At 43.7% G+C, this 16,754-nt stretch carries 11 protein-coding genes, 6 tRNA genes and 1 riboswitch; of the genes, 9 read left to right on the top strand and 8 right to left on the bottom strand.

The annotated features are described in order from the left end of the window. Positions 1-6: 6 nt before the first annotated feature. Positions 7-1,317, top strand: a complete 1,311-nt coding sequence (gene thrC / locus FN831_RS06280; protein ID WP_142527361.1) for a threonine synthase — start codon at positions 7-9, stop codon at positions 1,315-1,317. A gap of 66 nt (positions 1,318-1,383) precedes the next feature. Here thrC and FN831_RS06275 read toward each other — a convergent pair whose 3' ends face one another. The 6 genes from FN831_RS06275 to murQ all read right to left on the bottom strand — a co-directional run bounded on the left by FN831_RS06275 (position 1,384) and on the right by murQ (position 9,051). Continuing rightward, complete coding sequence (locus FN831_RS06275; protein ID WP_142527360.1) at positions 1,384-1,818, bottom strand: META domain-containing protein; 435 nt, start codon at positions 1,816-1,818, stop codon at positions 1,384-1,386. Positions 1,819-1,895: 77 nt separating this feature from the next. Continuing rightward, on the bottom strand, positions 1,896-2,849 hold the full coding sequence (gene metF, locus FN831_RS06270) for a methylenetetrahydrofolate reductase [NAD(P)H] (protein WP_142527359.1): 954 nt from the start codon (positions 2,847-2,849) through the stop codon (positions 1,896-1,898). Between the two features lie 8 nt (positions 2,850-2,857). After that, positions 2,858-6,517, bottom strand: coding sequence for a methionine synthase (gene metH / locus FN831_RS06265; RefSeq protein ID WP_142527358.1), 3,660 nt, complete (start codon positions 6,515-6,517; stop codon positions 2,858-2,860). A 108-nt stretch (positions 6,518-6,625) separates the two neighbouring features. Beyond that, a riboswitch (SAM riboswitch) is annotated at positions 6,626-6,735 on the bottom strand. 129 nt (positions 6,736-6,864) lie between these two features. After that, positions 6,865-7,617 (bottom strand): Bax inhibitor-1/YccA family protein, encoded by a 753-nt coding sequence (locus FN831_RS06260; RefSeq protein WP_142527357.1) that lies wholly within the window; start codon positions 7,615-7,617, stop codon positions 6,865-6,867. A gap of 49 nt (positions 7,618-7,666) precedes the next feature. After that, the gene (locus tag FN831_RS06255; RefSeq protein ID WP_142527356.1) at positions 7,667-8,236 is read right to left on the bottom strand and encodes a hypothetical protein; all 570 of its coding nucleotides are present in this window, start codon (positions 8,234-8,236) and stop codon (positions 7,667-7,669) included. An 8-nt stretch (positions 8,237-8,244) separates the two neighbouring features. Then, a complete protein-coding gene (gene murQ / locus FN831_RS06250; protein WP_142527355.1) occupies positions 8,245-9,051 on the bottom strand; it encodes an N-acetylmuramic acid 6-phosphate etherase in 807 nt (268 codons plus the stop codon). Positions 9,052-9,266: 215 nt separating this feature from the next. On the opposite strand from murQ, the gene FN831_RS06245 reads away from it, so the two are divergent. Continuing rightward, positions 9,267-10,874, top strand: coding sequence for a S41 family peptidase (locus tag FN831_RS06245; protein ID WP_142527354.1), 1,608 nt, complete (start codon positions 9,267-9,269; stop codon positions 10,872-10,874). Between the two features lie 2 nt (positions 10,875-10,876). Here the strand turns inward: FN831_RS06245 and der are convergent, their stop codons facing one another. Both der and era read right to left on the bottom strand, forming a co-directional pair. Next, a complete protein-coding gene (gene der / locus FN831_RS06240) occupies positions 10,877-12,178 on the bottom strand; it encodes a ribosome biogenesis GTPase Der (RefSeq protein WP_142527353.1) in 1,302 nt (433 codons plus the stop codon). A 44-nt stretch (positions 12,179-12,222) separates the two neighbouring features. Further along, the gene (era, locus tag FN831_RS06235) at positions 12,223-13,101 is read right to left on the bottom strand and encodes a GTPase Era (protein WP_142527352.1); all 879 of its coding nucleotides are present in this window, start codon (positions 13,099-13,101) and stop codon (positions 12,223-12,225) included. A 110-nt stretch (positions 13,102-13,211) separates the two neighbouring features. On the opposite strand from era, the gene FN831_RS06230 reads away from it, so the two are divergent. From FN831_RS06230 to FN831_RS06200, 7 genes are all read left to right on the top strand, one after another. Further along, positions 13,212-13,284, top strand: a tRNA-Met gene (locus FN831_RS06230). Between the two features lie 41 nt (positions 13,285-13,325). Next, positions 13,326-13,397: transfer RNA gene (locus tag FN831_RS06225), tRNA-Glu, on the top strand. 46 nt (positions 13,398-13,443) lie between these two features. Beyond that, positions 13,444-13,516 (top strand) — tRNA-Met (locus FN831_RS06220). Between the two features lie 46 nt (positions 13,517-13,562). Continuing rightward, positions 13,563-13,634 (top strand) — tRNA-Glu (locus tag FN831_RS06215). A 35-nt stretch (positions 13,635-13,669) separates the two neighbouring features. After that, positions 13,670-13,742 (top strand) — tRNA-Met (locus FN831_RS06210). A gap of 41 nt (positions 13,743-13,783) precedes the next feature. Continuing rightward, positions 13,784-13,855 (top strand) — tRNA-Glu (locus tag FN831_RS06205). Between the two features lie 203 nt (positions 13,856-14,058). Next, positions 14,059-16,545 (top strand): glutaminase family protein, encoded by a 2,487-nt coding sequence (locus tag FN831_RS06200; RefSeq protein ID WP_246101379.1) that lies wholly within the window; start codon positions 14,059-14,061, stop codon positions 16,543-16,545. The last annotated feature ends 209 nt before the right edge of the window (positions 16,546-16,754 follow it).

Here is a 16,754-nt window from a genome sequence, read left to right as displayed (position 1 = left end):
ATTAAAATGAAATTATATAGTACCAACAACCACGACCTTGAAGTAGATTTTCAGTCTGCTGTTTTTAACAGTATGCCACAGGACAAAGGCTTGTATATGCCAACAGAAATTCCTGTGCTGGACGAAGAGTTTTTGAATAACCTGGATCAATATACCCTGCCGGAGATTGCTTATAAAGTAGCATCGGCATTGCTGCATGATGATATTCCTGCGGACGACCTGAAAGCACTGATCGATGATGCGATCAATTTCCCTGCTCCTGCAAAAAAACTGAACGAAGAAACCTATGTGCTGGAATTGTTTCACGGTCCATCTTTGGCTTTTAAAGATTTTGGTGCCAGGTTTATGAGCAGGGTTATGGCTTATTTTCTGAAAGACGGAGAGCAGATGCTGGATGTGCTGGTAGCTACATCAGGTGATACAGGTGGTGCGGTAGCACTGGGCTTTCTGGGCGTACCTAATACGCGTGTGACGATCTTGTACCCTAAAGGAAAAGTTAGTGAGATCCAGGAGCTGCAGCTGTGCAGCAACGGGCAAAATATCCGCGCGATAGAGATCGACGGAACGTTTGATGACTGCCAGGCGCTGGTGAAACAGGCATTTGCTGACGATGAGCTGAACGCTAAAATGAGGCTGACTTCTGCAAACTCTATCAATATATCGAGACTGATCCCTCAGACGTTTTATTATTTCAATGCGGTTGCACAACTGTACAGGGAAGATAAAAGAGAAATTGTATTTTCTGTACCGAGCGGAAACTTTGGAAACATCGCTGCAGGATTACTGGCCTGGAAAATGGGCTTACCGGTAAAACAGTTTATTGCTGCGACCAACGCCAATGATACTGTTCCGCGTTTCCTGGAAACAGGCGTGTACGAAACCCGTCCGTCTGTACAAACGTATGCCAATGCAATGGATGTGGGCGCACCAAGCAACTGGGTGAGGATCATGGAGCTGTTTAAACAGGATACGGTGAAACTGAAAGAGCTGGTAAAGAGCTACCGATATACTGATGATGATACGGTAAAGGCGATCACCGATATTTATGAGCAATTTAATTATGTGGCCTGTCCGCATACGGCAATTGCCTGGCTGGCGGTTGAGGCTTTTAAGGCTGAATACCCGTCTGCCGAAGATACTTTTGTATTTTTATCCACGGCCCATGCCTGCAAGTTCCCGGATATATTTTCTGAGGAGATGGCGGCACAGGTTAATGCGCCGGAGCAGCTGGAAGAATTGAAGAAGAAAGCAAAATCGGCTACCCATATGAATGTAGATTTCGAAGCCTTTAAAGCATTTTTATTGCAGGAGGTTTAATCGTAATTGAAGATTTTACATAGTAAGGGTAATGGCTGGGAGATTTATTCTCTCTGCTGATACCGTTTACTGAATCTTTCTAAAACGCATAATGGCGATATCCCCCATCATGAAATTGAGGGTGGTATCGCCAGTAATGGTATATTTATTTACTTTTTTCAGTGTCTCAAAAAATACGGCCTCTCCTTCACCCGGACAGGCCATTTTTGTAGTTACCAGTGGCTCATTGAAATTGATGGAAGAATCATCTGCCAGAAGCTTGCCCGAAAAAGAATTACAGCTGCTGTTTCCGCTGATCCTTTTGTCAGAAAGGTTGAAAACCATCTGCGGCTTTTGTCCCGGGTAAAGCCCGTTAAAAGCAATCCGGGGCCCCGAGATATAATTCAGTTCCCAGGTTCCTCCCAGTTTAGACAGATCAGAACTTGCCTCTACAGTGTTTTTTAGTGCATTACATGATGATAATGTAACTATAGCAAGCATGATCATTGTCGTCTTTTTCATAACGTTTCCTTTTGTAGAATCGAAATGTACAAAGAATCTGCCAAATTCATCCGGAAAAAGATAATAAGACCTGAATATTAGAAAACGGCCTTTGCGATTCTTTTGGTTGGCTCAGGATTGCTCATGGTATAAAAGTGGAGCACAGGGGCGCCAAGCTGTATCAGCTCTTTACATTGTTCGATCATCCATTCAATCCCTACTTCCTTTACATCCTTCTCATTTTTACAGGCCTGTACAGCTTCGGTAAGGTTTTCCGGAAGGTCAAGATGGAAGATCTTTGGCAGGCTGATCAGTTGTTTGGAAGAAGTAATTGGCTTAAGACCGGGAATGATGGGCACATTTATACCGTTTGCCCTGCATTGATCTACAAATTCCGAATATTTCGAATTATCGAAGAACATCTGTGTGACGATAAATTCAGCACCCATATCCACCTTTTGCTTTAAATATTTAAAGTCGGTTTTTAAGTTAGGCGCTTCAAAGTGTTTTTCAGGATATCCGGCCACGCCGATACAAAAATCGGTCTGAAAGGCGTCGTGATCTTCAAACAGGTATTTGCCTTTATTCATATTCGCTACCTGCTCCAGCAGATCAGTAGCATAGGCATGTCCGCCTGGTGTAGGTATAAATCCCGAATCCGCATGTCTTGCGTCGCCGCGTAATACCAGTACATTATCGATACCCAGAAACTGGAGGTCGATCAGTGCATTTTCAGTTTCTTCTTTGGTAAATCCTCCGCAGATCAGGTGCGGTACAGCATCTACTTTGTACCTGTTCATAATGGCAGCACAAATGGCTACCGTTCCCGGACGTTTACGGTAAGAAACTTTTTCCAGCAGGCCACTGGCATGCTGCTTATAGATATAATCTTCCCTGTGATAGGTCACATCAATAAAAGGGGGATTGAATTCCATTAAAGGATCAATGGCATCATAAATATCGGTAATGCTTTTTCCCTTAACAGGTGGCAGCAATTCAAAAGAAAAGAGGGTTTTGCCCGCGGCATTGTTAATGTGTTCGGTGATCTTCATTCTTAGGTTTAATAAGCTAAATTTGGGCTAAGCCATCTTTCTGTATCTTCAAGAGACATGTTCTTTCTGCGGGCATATTCTTCTACCTGATCTTTAGTAATCTTGCCCAGGCCGAAATATCTGGACTGAGGGTGGGCAAAATAGAATCCGCTTACAGCCGCGGTGGGATACATTGCAAAACTCTCTGTGAGGTGCAGGCCGGTTTGGTTTTCTGCATCGAGGATGTTAAACAGTGTTTCTTTTTCTGTATGGTCAGGACAAGCCGGGTATCCGGGAGCAGGACGTATACCTGCATATTCTTCCTTGATCAGTTCGTCAGCAGTAAGACGCTCATCTTTGGCGTAGCCCCAGTATTCTGTGCGCACCAGCTCATGCATTCTTTCTGCAAAGGCTTCTGCCAGGCGGTCTGCCAGGGCTTTGGCCATGATACTGTTATAATCATCGTACACGGCTTCGAACTCGGCTACCAGCTCATCACAACCAATACCGGTAGTAACGGCGAAACCACCAAAATAATCCTGTACGCCGCCATCTTTTGGCGCAACAAAATCGGACAATGCGTAGTAAGGCTGTCCTGCAACTTTTTCCGCCTGCTGGCGAAGGGTATGGATCGTTACCGGTTTGCCATCCACTTCGAGCAGGATATCATCGCCAACCGAATTTGCCGGCCAGAAACCGATTACCCCATTTGCGGAAAGCAGCTTTTCGTCTACAATCCTTTTTAGCAGTATCTGGGCATCATCAAATAATTTTTTAGCTTCATCACCGATTTTTTTATCAGCAAAAATTCTTGGGTAACTGCCGCCCATCTCCCAGGTATGGAAAAAGGGTGTCCAGTCTATATAAGGCACCAGCTCTTCCAGAGGGTAGTTGGTGAATGTTTTTGTTCCTAAAAATGCCGGCGCCGGAGCAACCTGTTCAGGGTCGATCTGGAACCTGTCGGTTCTTGCTTCTTCAATGGTCTTAAAGCGTTTGTCTGATCTTTTATTTAAATGTGCTTCTCTAGCTTTATCGTATTCCTGTCTGATGTTGCCGATATAGGCATCGCGGGTTTCCGGGTTCATCAGTGTGCTGCAGACAGACACACTTCTCGAAGCATCCAGTACATGGATTGCCGGACCGGAGTAATTTGGGGCAATCTTTACAGCTGCATGGATCCGGGAAGTTGTTGCTCCGCCGATCAGCAGGGGAATAGTAAAACCTTCGCGTTCCATTTCCTTTGCAAAATGCACCATCTCATCCAGTGAAGGGGTAATCAAACCGCTTAAACCGATAATGTCAGCATTGATCTCTTTCGCTTTTTTAATAATCTCCTGAGCGGGCACCATTACACCCATATCAACGATCTCAAAGTTATTACAGGCCAGTACCACACCTACAATGTTTTTTCCGATGTCATGCACGTCACCTTTTACCGTGGCCATTAAAACCCTTCCAGCGGAAGAGCTTTGGTCGCCATCCGGATTGTCCAGTTTTTCCTGTTCAATAAATGGAAGCAGGTAAGCCACCGCCTTCTTCATTACCCTGGCCGATTTTACCACTTGGGGAAGGAACATTTTTCCTGCACCAAAAAGATCACCTACAATGTTCATTCCGTCCATCAACGGGCCTTCGATCACATGGATCGGGCGGTCGTACTGTTGTCTGGCTTCTTCTACGTCATCATCAAGGTATTCAATGATTCCTTTAACGAGAGAGTGGGAGAGACGGGATTCTACGGATTCTTTTCTCCATTCTTCATCCTTTACCAGTTCCTTTCCTTTCGATTTTACAGTTTCGGCAAAATCTACCAGGCGTTCTGTGGCATCATCCCTGCGGTTGAGCAGTACATCTTCCACTCTTTCGAGCAGTTCAGCAGGTATGGCCTCATATACTTCGAGCATCCCTGCATTAACGATACCCATATCCAGGCCGGCTTTAATGGCATGGTAAAGGAATGCAGAGTGCATGGCCTCGCGTACAGTATTATTCCCTCTGAAAGAGAATGAAATATTGGAAACCCCACCACTTACTTTTGCATAAGGGAGGTTTTCTTTAATCCATCTAGCGGCATTGATAAAATCAACCGCATAATTGTTATGTTCTTCTAAACCCGTGGCAACTGTTAAAATGTTGGGGTCGAAAATAATATCCTCGGCAGGAAATCCGATTTCATCAACCAGTATATCATAAGAGCGCTTACAAATTTCTTTACGTCGTTCAAAGTTATCTGCCTGTCCCTGTTCATCAAAAGCCATTACAACAACAGCGGCACCAAAATTCATGATCTTGCGGGCGCTTTCGCGGAACTTATCTTCGCCTTCTTTAAGGGAAATTGAATTCACGATACCTTTTCCCTGCAAACATTTCAGTCCGTTCTCAATTACGCTCCACTTAGAAGAGTCTACCATGATCGGCAGTTTTGAGATATCCGGTTCTGAAGCAATCAGGTTAAGGAACTTTGTCATTGCGGCCTCGGAATCAAGCATCCCTTCGTCCATGTTCACATCGATCACCTGTGCACCACCTTCAACCTGCTGGCGGGCTACCGCAAGGGCAGCTTCATAATCGCCACTCAGGATCAGTTTCGAGAATTTAGGGGATCCGGTGATGTTGGTTCTTTCGCCAATGTTGACGAACATGCTTTCGGGAGTAATGGTTACGGGTTCTAAACCGCTCAGGCGCATGTATCGGGGAAGTTCGGGTATTTTTCTTGGGCTTATATTTTTTGCTTTGGCAGCGATTGCGGCAATATGATCTGGCGTAGTACCACAACAACCACCTACAATATTCACAAATCCGTGCGTAATGAAATCCTCAACAAGGACCGCAGTCTCATCCGGCATTTCATCATAAGCGCCAAATTCATTGGGCAGGCCGGCATTGGGATAGGCTGAAACATAACAGCCGGCTTTGGCTGAAAGTTCTTCTATATGGGGCCTCATATCTTTGGCGCCCAGGGCACAATTGAAACCGATGCTCAGCGGTTTTGCGTGGATAACAGAGTTTAAAAAGGCTTCTGCTGTTTGTCCGGATAGCGTTCTTCCCGAGGCATCAGTAATGGTGCCGGAGATCATGATCTCTATTTTTCTGCCAATAACCTCTTCATATTGTTTGATTGCAAATATTGCTGCTTTTGCATTCAGTGTATCGAAAATGGTTTCGATCATGAGCAGATCTGCTCCGCCATCAATCAGTCCCCTGATCTGCTGGTAATACGCGTCTGCAAGTTCATCAAATGTAAGGGCCCTGAAACCGGGGTCGTTCACATCAGGTGAAATAGAGAGCGTACGGTTAGTTGGGCCTACGGCACCGGCAACGAAACAAACGCGGCCGGGATGTGCTGCCATGAACTCGTTAATGGCTTCTTTTGCAATTTTGGCGCCTTCAAAGCTCATCTCATAATCCAGTTCTTCCATCTGGTAATCTGCCAGGGAAATGCGCTGCGTGCTGAAGGTATTGGTTTCAATAATATCAGTACCAGCTTTGAGGTATTCTGTATGTATGGCTTTGATGATATCAGGGCGGGTAATGTTGAGCAGGTCGTTATTTCCTTTAACATCACATGGGTGATTTTTAAAACGCTCTCCCCTGAAGTCTTCTTCAGTAAGGACATAGCGCTGTATCATTGTGCCCATCGCACCGTCAATAATTAAAATTCGTTTTTCGAGCTCTTCTCTTATGTTCATTATCAGGGGTAATCATTGCCATTTCTGTATGATCGCTGCTCTTTGGAAACAACTTCATTCAGGAATTAAATAAACAGGCTTAATCAGAATTCCGGCATCGGATCGAATTACTTATCTTTCAGGAGCAGGCTTAACTGCTCTAGTAGAATGTAGCACCTTGTAAGCACAGGTTGCTAAGACTTCGCAGGGTCTAATCCCTCCGTCTTTCTTTATAAGCGTGTGCAAAAATGCAACAAAGAAAAATGAATTCCAAAAAATGCGGGGCTAAACACAATAAAATTGCAATGAAAAGAAGAGGGCTGACGATAATTCGCCAGCCCTCTTCTAAATTCCATTTTTTTTTGAAATTATTTTCTTCCTCCAAATATCCTTAACAGGAACAGGAAGATATTGATAAAGTCGAGATACAAGGACAATGCGCCCATGATCGCCAATTTTTTGGAATCATCAGCGGCGATGGTGTCGCCGTTCTCTTCGATACCAGCACCAATACGTTTTAATTTTTGTACATCATATGCTGTGAGGGCAGTAAAGATCGCTACGCCAACGAAGCTCATTACGTAGTCGAAACCAGAGCTTTTCAGGAACATATTCACTACACTGGCAATCACTAAACCAATTACCCCAACCATCAGTATTGGTCCGAATTTGCTCAGGTCGGTATCAGTAGTATAGCCAAGAACAGCCATTAAACCAAAAATACCTGCTGCTGCGGCAAAACATCCGATCACAGATCCTGAAGTGTAGATTAACAGGATGAAACTTAAACTTACGCCTGTAAGCAGTGAATACAGGATAAAAGTACCTAGTAAGGCGCCGTACGAAAGTTTGCTTAGTCCGGCACTCATTAAAAGTACCAATCCTATCGGAGCAAACATAGCTACATAGCCTAAAATTGACAATTTACCAGTTTCCTGACTAAGCAGGTAACCCAGCATTTCAGGAGTATTAGCCATATATACGGCAGCAAGTGTAGAGATGCCCAGTGCGACGAACATCCATAAAAACACGCTTGCAAAGAATTTTTTTGCAACAGTCCCTGTCTGGTTCTCTACAAAAACTGATTTTTCTGACCAGTTATAATTATTGTTGTTATCCATTTTTTTAAAATTTAAATTAAATATACGGGTAATATGCTACATGCAAAATTTATGCCCCTAGTCTTTTTGTCAGAATTTCTTCAACTTTATGGAAGAACTGGAGAGGTTTGAGTGTTCTCCATGCCAAATCGTCCAGCTGCCCGCCAAAATTGATATAGTAGTCAATATTGCTGCTCCTGAATTCTTCGATCACATGCGGGTTAAAATTGATGCCAGTGATCCATCCGTCCTCTACATCCTGGAACCATTCTTCATAATAGCTGTCTTCCGAAGAATGAAAGTTAAGGATATTTTCGCCGATCAGAATAAATTTGTTGATACCTTCATCGATCATCAGCTCAAGGATTTCTCTTTTCAGCAGCATAATATCATTTGAAATGGCGTCGTTCCATTCACCAATGAACTCAATGATCGCATAGTTATGATCATAATCCACAAAGAGGACTTTGATATAGAGTGTGCTGGAGCCAAAATCGTCCCATTGCGGGTGGATCAGGTAGTTATATAATTGTTTATCGAAATAAAACTCCGAATATTCCGTGTTAAAAAATGGAGAACGGGGGTCTTCTGCGGCTATGTAATCGTCCCGCCAGCGGTAATATGGTTCTATCTCGTGCATAAGGGCTACTATTTAGTGCTGGCTTCAACTGCTTTTCTGACACTGCCATAGCGGATCAGCAGATCTTCTGCTTTCTGATAATCGATGTTCAGCTCGTCCATGACCATCTGTGTACCTCTGTCTACCAGCTTATGATTGGTTAACTGCATATCCACCATTTTATTGCCCTTCACACGTCCCAGTTTGATCATCACGGTGGTACTCAGCATATTCAAAACCAACTTTTGAGCGGTGCCCGATTTCATACGGGTAGATCCTGTTAAAAATTCTGGACCTACTACTACTTCTACAGGGAAATCACTTGCTGCGGCAATAGGCCCCCCTTCATTGCAAACAATACATCCTGTTAAAATTCCATTTTCCCGGGCTTTTAATAAGCCGCCGATGACATAGGGGGTAGTGCCTGAGGCTGCAAGGCCAATGAGGCTGTCTTTTGAATTGATATCAAATTCCTGCAGGTCAATCCAGGCCTGCAATTCATCGTCTTCGGCATTTTCCACTGCGCGTCTGATTGCTGTATCGCCGCCGGCAATAATACCCACTACCTCGTCAAAGGGAACACCAAAAGTGGGCGGGCATTCAGAGGCATCTACCACACCCAGCCGGCCACTTGTTCCTGCACCGATATAAAATAGCCTGCCACCGCTTTTCATTCTTTCAGTAACAGCTATAGAAAGCTTTTCTATTTGAGGGATAGATTTCTCTACAGCCATAGGCACAGTTTTGTCCTCATTATTGATGCCTTTAAGAATGTCAAGCACTTCCATCTGGTCTATATCGTTGTACTTTGACTCTTGTTCGGTTACACGTATCATAGTTTGTGTTGTTTTTTACGTATCTGTAAGTAGATATAATTTGTTAAAAATCGTCAATTTCTTTGGAATGGTAAAATCTGAATGATTTTTATCATCAAAGGCTCTATCGGACAAATGAGACAACATCATAAAAAAGATGAAACAATAATAAATCTGGAGTCGTTTAGATAGTTAATTGACAGTGTAATTTTATAACTTTGTACAATTGCTCATACATGAAACCTACCACCCGAAAAAATTTGCTCATTGCGCTTACCTATTCTGTTACTTTAATAGGTGGGATGTTCCTGGGCTACAAGTTTTTAAAGGACCAGGGCTTCACTTTTCAGCGTAATGTTCAGTTTGCAGACAATAATTCGGAGAAAGTTGATGAAATCATCAACCTGATCAACAGAAATTATGTAGATGAGATTGATGCTGATACACTGAGCCATCTTGAAATTGACAGCCTGCTGCACCAGCTGGACCCTCACAGTGTTTACCTTCCTCCGGTTAAGCTTACTGATCAGTCAGAAATGCTTGAAGGAAACTTTGAAGGTATCGGAATAGAATATTATATTCTGAAAGATACACTATTGGTTATCAATGTATTTAAAGACGGCCCTGCGGCTTCATCGGGTTTAAAGCTAGGGGATAAGATCATCAGGATAGACAGCATGTATGTGAGCGGCAAGCATTTGCCGAGAGCGCAAATGATGGGCAGGATTAAAGGCAGAAAAGGAACATCGGTACAACTGCTGGTGCTTCATCCCGGTGCCAGTCACCCGGTACCGATGACTGTAAAACGCGGGCGTGTGAGTGTGAGCAGCATTGATGCCGCTTATATGATCAATACCGACGCCGGGTACATCCGCATCAGTGAGTTCGGTGCAAATACGGACAAAGATTTTGTAGAGTCTGTAAAGACGCTGAAACAGGAAGGAATGAAAAAGCTGATCCTTGACCTCAGGGACAACGGCGGAGGGTACCTCACCGCAGCTACTGGCCTGGCCAACCAAATTCTTCCGGAAAACAAACTTATTGTATATACCGAAGGAAAGCACGAGCCGCGCACCGATTATATCGCTACCGGCGGAGGTGAGTTTGAGGATGGCAAACTTGCAGTGCTCATTAACGAGAATTCTGCTTCTGCCAGTGAGATCCTTGCCGGCGCGGTACAGGACCTGGACAGGGGGGTAATCATTGGACGCCGTTCTTTTGGAAAAGGCCTGGTGCAGGAACAGTTTCCTTTCGGAGATGGCTCTGCATTAAACTTAACCATTGCAAGGTATTATACGCCTTTAGGGCGCAGTATTCAGAAATCATATAAAAGAGGATATACGGCCTATCAGAATGAAATAGAAGACCGTTTCAATGATGGGGAGCTGACCGAAAAACCACTGGCATCAAGAGACAGCTTACAGAAGAACCTTGCATTCATCACCGGTTCAGGAAAGCGTGTTTTTGCCGGAGGCGGCATACAACCTGATATCTATGTGAAAATGGATACCGTGGGGATCAATAAGTTTTACAGCTTACTGATGGATAAAAAGGTAATGTTCGACTATGTGTTTGATGTACTGGCGAACCGCTATACGGCGGCCTATCTGGAGCAAAACCTGAATACCTTTACAATCAGTGATGCCGATTACCGGGATTTTGTAAAGTATGTGCAATCCAAAAACATTGTGATAGACAATAAGCAGCTGGTTGCTTCTAAACCTGTAGTTTACAATGATCTTAAAGCATTGCTTTATAAATATCATCTGGGGGATGCAGGTTATTACCGGGCGCTGAACCTGAATGACAATATGATCAAGCAGGCTCTTACGAGCCTGCAGTAATCTTATTTCTGTCTGAAGTAAATCTGGATTGGTACGCCATTGAAGTCAAAATTCTCACGCAGTTTATTCTCGATAAAGCGTTTATAGGGCTCCTTGATATACTGCGGAAGATTACAGAAGAAAGCAAACATCGGTGATGTTGCATTGATCTGGGTAACATATTTAACCTTGATATATTTCCCTTTCAATGCCGGCGGAGGATAGTTCTCAATGATTGGGAGCATCACATCGTTCAGTTTTGAAGTCGGGATTTTTTTACCTCTGTTTTTATATACTTCCAGTGCAGTTTCTACGGCTTTGAAAATACGTTGTTTGCTGATTACGGAGGTAAAAACGATCGGCACATCTGTGAATGGCTGAAGTTTCTGACGGATCTGCTCTTCAAAAGCTTTCATCGTCTTGTTATCTTTCTCTACCAGGTCCCATTTGTTAACCAGGATAACGATACCTTTTTTGTTTTTCTCTGCAAGGTGGAAAATGTTAACATCCTGCGACTCCAGGCCTTCCATTGCGTCCAGCATCAGGATCACTACGTCAGCCTCTTCAAGAGCCTTGATGGTACGCATAACCGAATAAAATTCGATGTTCTCTTTTACTTTGGTCTTTTTACGCAAACCTGCAGTATCGATAAACATGAACTCGTGGCCAAACTGATTGTAATGGATATGAATGGAATCACGTGTAGTGCCGGCAATCGGGGTAACGATATTTCTTTCCTGACCCATCAGGGCATTGATTAATGAAGACTTACCTACGTTAGGTCTTCCTACAATGGTTAGTTTTGGTAATCCGTTATCTTCGATTACAACATCTTCAAAGTGAGAGATCACTTCGTCGAGAAGGTCGCCTGTACCAGAACCTGTCATGGAAGAGATCGAATAAATCTCTCCTAATCCAAAGCCATAAAATACGGCGGCATCATTTTCCAGCGAAGTATTGTCTACTTTATTGACAACGATAAAAACCGGTTTTTTGCTTCTGCGCAAAATTTGTGCGATTTCATCATCAAGATCTGTGATTCCGGTGATTACATCCACCATAAACAGGATTACTGATGCTTCTTCGATAGCAATGACTACCTGTTCGCGGATGGCTGCTTCAAAAACATCTTCAGAATTTGCAACATATCCACCGGTATCGATCACTGTAAATTGTTTGTCAGTCCACTCCGCAACGCCATAATGACGATCACGCGTAACACCGCTGAAATCATCCACAATAGCTTTACGACTCTCAGTTAAGCGGTTAAAAAGGGTAGATTTGCCTACGTTTGGTCTTCCGACGATTGCTATAATATTAGCCATGTGTTGTGAATTGTATTAATTATTAAGGGGTTGCAAAGGTAGGTTTAATTTTCGTACCCGAAACTTTTTAAATAGTTCTTTTTACTTCTCCAGTCTGGAATCACTTTTACGAAGGTTTCCAGGAACACTTTCTGGTTCAGGAAACGTTCTACATCCTTGCGTGCTTCCGTTCCTACTTTTTTCAGCATGGAGCCCCCCTTGCCAATCAGAATGTTCTTTTGTGAATCGCGCTCTACAATGATTTCTGCACTTATCCTGGTAATTTTTTCTTCTTCCTTGAATGAAGTAATTACCACTTCGGTACTGTAAGGGATTTCTTTCTGATAGTTATTAAAGATTTTTTCCCTGATGATCTCAGAAACAAAGAAACGCTGGGTTTTATCTGTCAATTCCTCTTTATCATAATATGCCGGATGTTCAGGTAGGTTTTCAAGGACCTTTTCCAGAATGCCGTCAAGGTTGTACTTGTGCAGCGCGGAAATTGCATAAATGTGCATAGGCTTTAAGAGTTCCTGCCAGTAGGCCTGTTTCTCATCTACCTGTTCCTGGGTAGCGCCATCAATTTTATTGATGAGGACGATCATTGGGATGGTACTGTTGATGATCTTCTCCAGTACATCATTTTCATCATGCTGTTCATTTACGTCTGTAACGAACAGGATCAGGTCGGCATCGCTCAGTGCACCTTTTACAAAATTCATCATTGAATCCTGCAGGCCGTAGCGTGGTTTTATGATCCCCGGAGTGTCAGAAAAAACGATCTGGTAATTTTCTTCATTCACAATTCCCAGAATACGGTGACGTGTAGTTTGGGCCTTTGGAGTGATGATCGATAGTTTTTCCCCTACCAGGGCATTCATTAAGGTAGATTTACCAACATTTGGCTTACCTATTATGCTTACAAAACCTGCTTTATGCGACATTGAATATTTTTTAAAATAAATTTGCATTGCAAAGAAACGAAATATATCTTTGCAGACCAATTTAAAACAAAGGAAGATTGATTCTTTCACCGTTTAAGGTTGATATAAAGTGCGGGGTGGAGCAGTTGGTAGCTCGTCGGGCTCATAACCCGAAGGTCATCAGTTCGAGTCTGGTCCCCGCTACCTGGAGAAGCAGCATCTGCAAAGATGAGTCGCTTTGAAAAGGCCCGTTCGTCTACCGGTTAGGACGCCAGATTTTCATTCTGGAAATAGGGGTTCGATTCCCCTACGGGCTACACAGAAACGCTAGTTGCACGCTAGCGTTTCTTATTAAAGGCATAGTGCGGGGTGGAGCAGTTGGTAGCTCGTCGGGCTCATAACCCGAAGGTCATCAGTTCGAGTCTGGTCCCCGCTACCTGGAGAAGCGTTTAACTTGCGAAGGTTAAACGCTTTAATCTAATGGCCCGTTCGTCTAGGGGTGAGGACGCCAGATTTTCATTCTGGTAACAGGGGTTCGATTCCCCTACGGGCTACTAAAACCGAAGGGTGGAAGGCCAAAAAAATATAGTGCGGGGTGGAGCAGTTGGTAGCTCGTCGGGCTCATAACCCGAAGGTCATCAGTTCGAGTCTGGTCCCCGCTACCTGGAGAAGCAGCATTTGCAAAGATGAGTCGCTTTGAAAAGGCCCGTTCGTCTACCGGTTAGGACGCCAGATTTTCATTCTGGAAATAGGGGTTCGATTCCCCTACGGGCTACAAACCCGCTTTACATCAGTAAGGCGGGTTTTTTTATGCTTTATTTTGGCGTTCGCCTTTCTGCGAATGATGCACAATGATCCAACAGCCTGTTAATATAAAATTGTCAAAACAAGTGTAATTAAATATTATTTTAATTACACTTGTTTTATATTACGGATAATCAGCCGGGGTATAAAGCAAAAAACTCATACTACTATTATATGCGTATCAACACATCAACTCTGAAGAACTTTCAAAAAACTTTTTATGTCTGGATGCTCCTGGGAATATCCATGCAGGCCAATGCACAGGTGAACAGGGCACCCTCGTATCCTTTGATTACACATAATACTTATTTCAGCATCTGGTCATCAACAGATGATCTTTCGGCATCAACTACTAACCACTGGACCGGCGCCAGTCAGTCGCTGATTGGTATGATTAACGTTGACGGACAGGTTTATCGCTTTCTGGGCAAAGACCCGCAATATTACAAATCGATCCTGCCGGCATCTGATGAGATTTCATATGAGGTAAAGTATACTGAAACCAAGCCATCAGGTGACTGGACTGCCGTTAATTTTACTGCGTCCGACTGGAAACAGGGGAAATCTCCAGTGGGCAACAGTAAAGGCAACGATAAAACATTATGGGAAAGCAGGGATATCTGGTTGAGGCGTGAATTTGAGATCGGGGATGTGAGCAAGCTGGGTGATTTGCTGCTGAAGATTTCTCATGACGATGATGCTGAATTATACCTGAATGGCGAGCAAGTTTATGCAAAACAGGGAGTGGCTAATGATATTTATGTTAAACTGCAAAATAAAGGCCTGCTGAAGCAGGGGCATAATGTGTTCTCCATGCATGTTGTGAATACCGGCGGCGGTGCCCGTGCTGACATAGGTATATCAGAAAAGGAACAGGATGTTGAGCACCAAAACATTAAGACGGCAAAACAGCAGAGTGTAACGGTTACGCCAACACAGACACGCTATAGTTTTAAATGCGGTGATGTGGACCTAAAGCTAACTTTCACATCGCCTTTGCTTTTAAATGATTTGGAACTGCTTTCAAGACCGGTTTCATATATCACTTATGCCGCCAGGAGCAATGATAAAAAGACGCATGAGGTTAAGGTTTTCTTTGGGGCTTCCAGCGATCTGGCGGTAAATAAACCTGCTCAGCCGGTTAAGGCGCAAATGTATGCAGTGGGTTCATTAAACGTTTTGAAGGTTGGTACTACAGAACAGCCTGTTTTGCAGAAGAACGGAGATGATGTGCGTATCGACTGGGGCTATCTGCATGTGGCTGTTCCTGCCGGATATCATGCCAGACAATATGTTTCGGGCCAGGTGCAGGCGATTGGTTCGTTTACCGGCGGTCCTGCCACTCCTTCGGTGCTGAAAGGCACAAGACTGAGCCTGAACACGGTGATTCCTTTTGGAAAGGTTGGAGCCGCTGAAGTCACAAAATTCATGGAAATCGGATATGAGAACATCTATGCGGTACAATATTTTAAAACCAATTTAAGGCCATGGTGGAACAATTCTGGTAAAAACAATTTTGGTTCGCTGCTGGCAAAAGCTGCGGTTGAATATCGCCAGGTGATGGGCAAGTGTTCTGCGTTTGATGCAAAAATGTACAGGGATGCACTGGCATCCGGCGGAAAGGAATACGCTGCACTTTGTGCGCTTACCTATCGCCAGGGTATTGCCGCTCATGAACTGGTGAAAAGCCCGCAGGGCGAAATCCTGTGGCTATCGAAGGAAAACTTTAGCGGTGGATTTATCAATACGGTAGATGTTACTTACCCTTCTGCTCCTTTATATCTGCTTTACAACTATCGTCTGCTGGAAGGAATGCTCAACGGCATCTTTTACTTTACTGAAAGCGGGATTTTTAAACAGAAATATGCTGCACATGACTTGGGTACTTATCCGCTTGCCAATGGCCAGACTTACGGAGAGGGGATGCCGGTAGAAGAATCGGGTAATATGATTATCCTCACCGCCGCTATTGCCAAAGTTGAGGGAAATGCAAATTATGCCAGGAAACACTGGAAAACACTTAGCCAGTGGGTGAACTATTTAACAGATGAAGGATTTGATCCGGCCAATCAGTTGTGTACAGATGATTTTGCCGGCCATTTGGCCCGCAATGCCAACTTATCTATGAAGGCCATTGTTGGAATAGCCTGTTATGCAAGCCTGGCACAGCAGCTTGGGGATATGAAGACCGCAGATAAGTATAATGCCATTGCACATACCATGGTAAAAAAATGGATGGACCTTGCTGATGATGGCGACCATTATACGCTGACCTTTGAAAATAAGGGCAGCTGGAGCCAAAAATATAATCTGGTATGGGATAAGGTACTTCATTTAGAGCTGTTCCCTAAATCGGTTTACGAAAAGGAAATCAATTATTATCTTACCAGACAAAACGAATATGGATTGCCCCTGGACAGCCGTAAAACGTATACTAAGTCTGACTGGATATTGTGGACTGCCGGATTAACCGATGATCCGGAAAAGTTCAGAAAACTGATCGCTCCAGTTTATCGCTATTCACAGGAAACGCCAACCCGTGTTCCTTTGAGCGACTGGCATGAAACTACCAATGGAAAACAAGTTGGGTTCCAGGCCAGAAGTGTTGTAGGCGGGTATTTTATGAAAATGTTAAAAGACAGTTTATCCGGGCCGAAATAATAGGGTGACCCAAGTATATAGCCTATAGCTATTCTGTTCTTTAGAAAAATCAAAACCGCAGGTTTAATGCTTCGTAGATATTTGTCAGTTTGAAAAATCAATAAATCTATCCTGCTATCAAACTTTTGTGCGCTTTTCTTTTAGTGATCTCATCCTTTCTACCGGTAGATAAAAATCTGCCGGTAACTAAAGTAGACCTTGAAAAATAT

Origin of the sequence: Pedobacter westerhofensis (assembly GCF_900182595.1) — a bacterium.
GTDB lineage: Bacteria > Bacteroidota > Bacteroidia > Sphingobacteriales > Sphingobacteriaceae > Pedobacter > Pedobacter westerhofensis.
Note: the sequence above shows the minus strand (reverse complement) of the source record. Positions and strands in the feature narration are given on the sequence as shown.

What these genes read in the sequence shown, in the direction of transcription:
- thrC (WP_142527361.1), top strand. Translation starts at nt 7, where the DNA reads ATGAAATTATATAGTACCAACAACCACGACCTTGAAGTAGATTTTCAG.
- FN831_RS06275 (WP_142527360.1), bottom strand. Translation starts at nt 1,818, where the DNA reads ATGAAAAAGACGACAATGATCATGCTTGCTATAGTTACATTATCATCA.
- metF (WP_142527359.1), bottom strand. Translation starts at nt 2,849, where the DNA reads ATGAAGATCACCGAACACATTAACAATGCCGCGGGCAAAACCCTCTTT.
- metH (WP_142527358.1), bottom strand. Translation starts at nt 6,517, where the DNA reads ATGAACATAAGAGAAGAGCTCGAAAAACGAATTTTAATTATTGACGGT.
- FN831_RS06260 (WP_142527357.1), bottom strand. Translation starts at nt 7,617, where the DNA reads ATGGATAACAACAATAATTATAACTGGTCAGAAAAATCAGTTTTTGTA.
- FN831_RS06255 (WP_142527356.1), bottom strand. Translation starts at nt 8,236, where the DNA reads ATGCACGAGATAGAACCATATTACCGCTGGCGGGACGATTACATAGCC.
- murQ (WP_142527355.1), bottom strand. Translation starts at nt 9,051, where the DNA reads ATGATACGTGTAACCGAACAAGAGTCAAAGTACAACGATATAGACCAG.
- FN831_RS06245 (WP_142527354.1), top strand. Translation starts at nt 9,267, where the DNA reads ATGAAACCTACCACCCGAAAAAATTTGCTCATTGCGCTTACCTATTCT.
- der (WP_142527353.1), bottom strand. Translation starts at nt 12,178, where the DNA reads ATGGCTAATATTATAGCAATCGTCGGAAGACCAAACGTAGGCAAATCT.
- era (WP_142527352.1), bottom strand. Translation starts at nt 13,101, where the DNA reads ATGTCGCATAAAGCAGGTTTTGTAAGCATAATAGGTAAGCCAAATGTT.
- FN831_RS06200 (WP_246101379.1), top strand. Translation starts at nt 14,059, where the DNA reads ATGCGTATCAACACATCAACTCTGAAGAACTTTCAAAAAACTTTTTAT.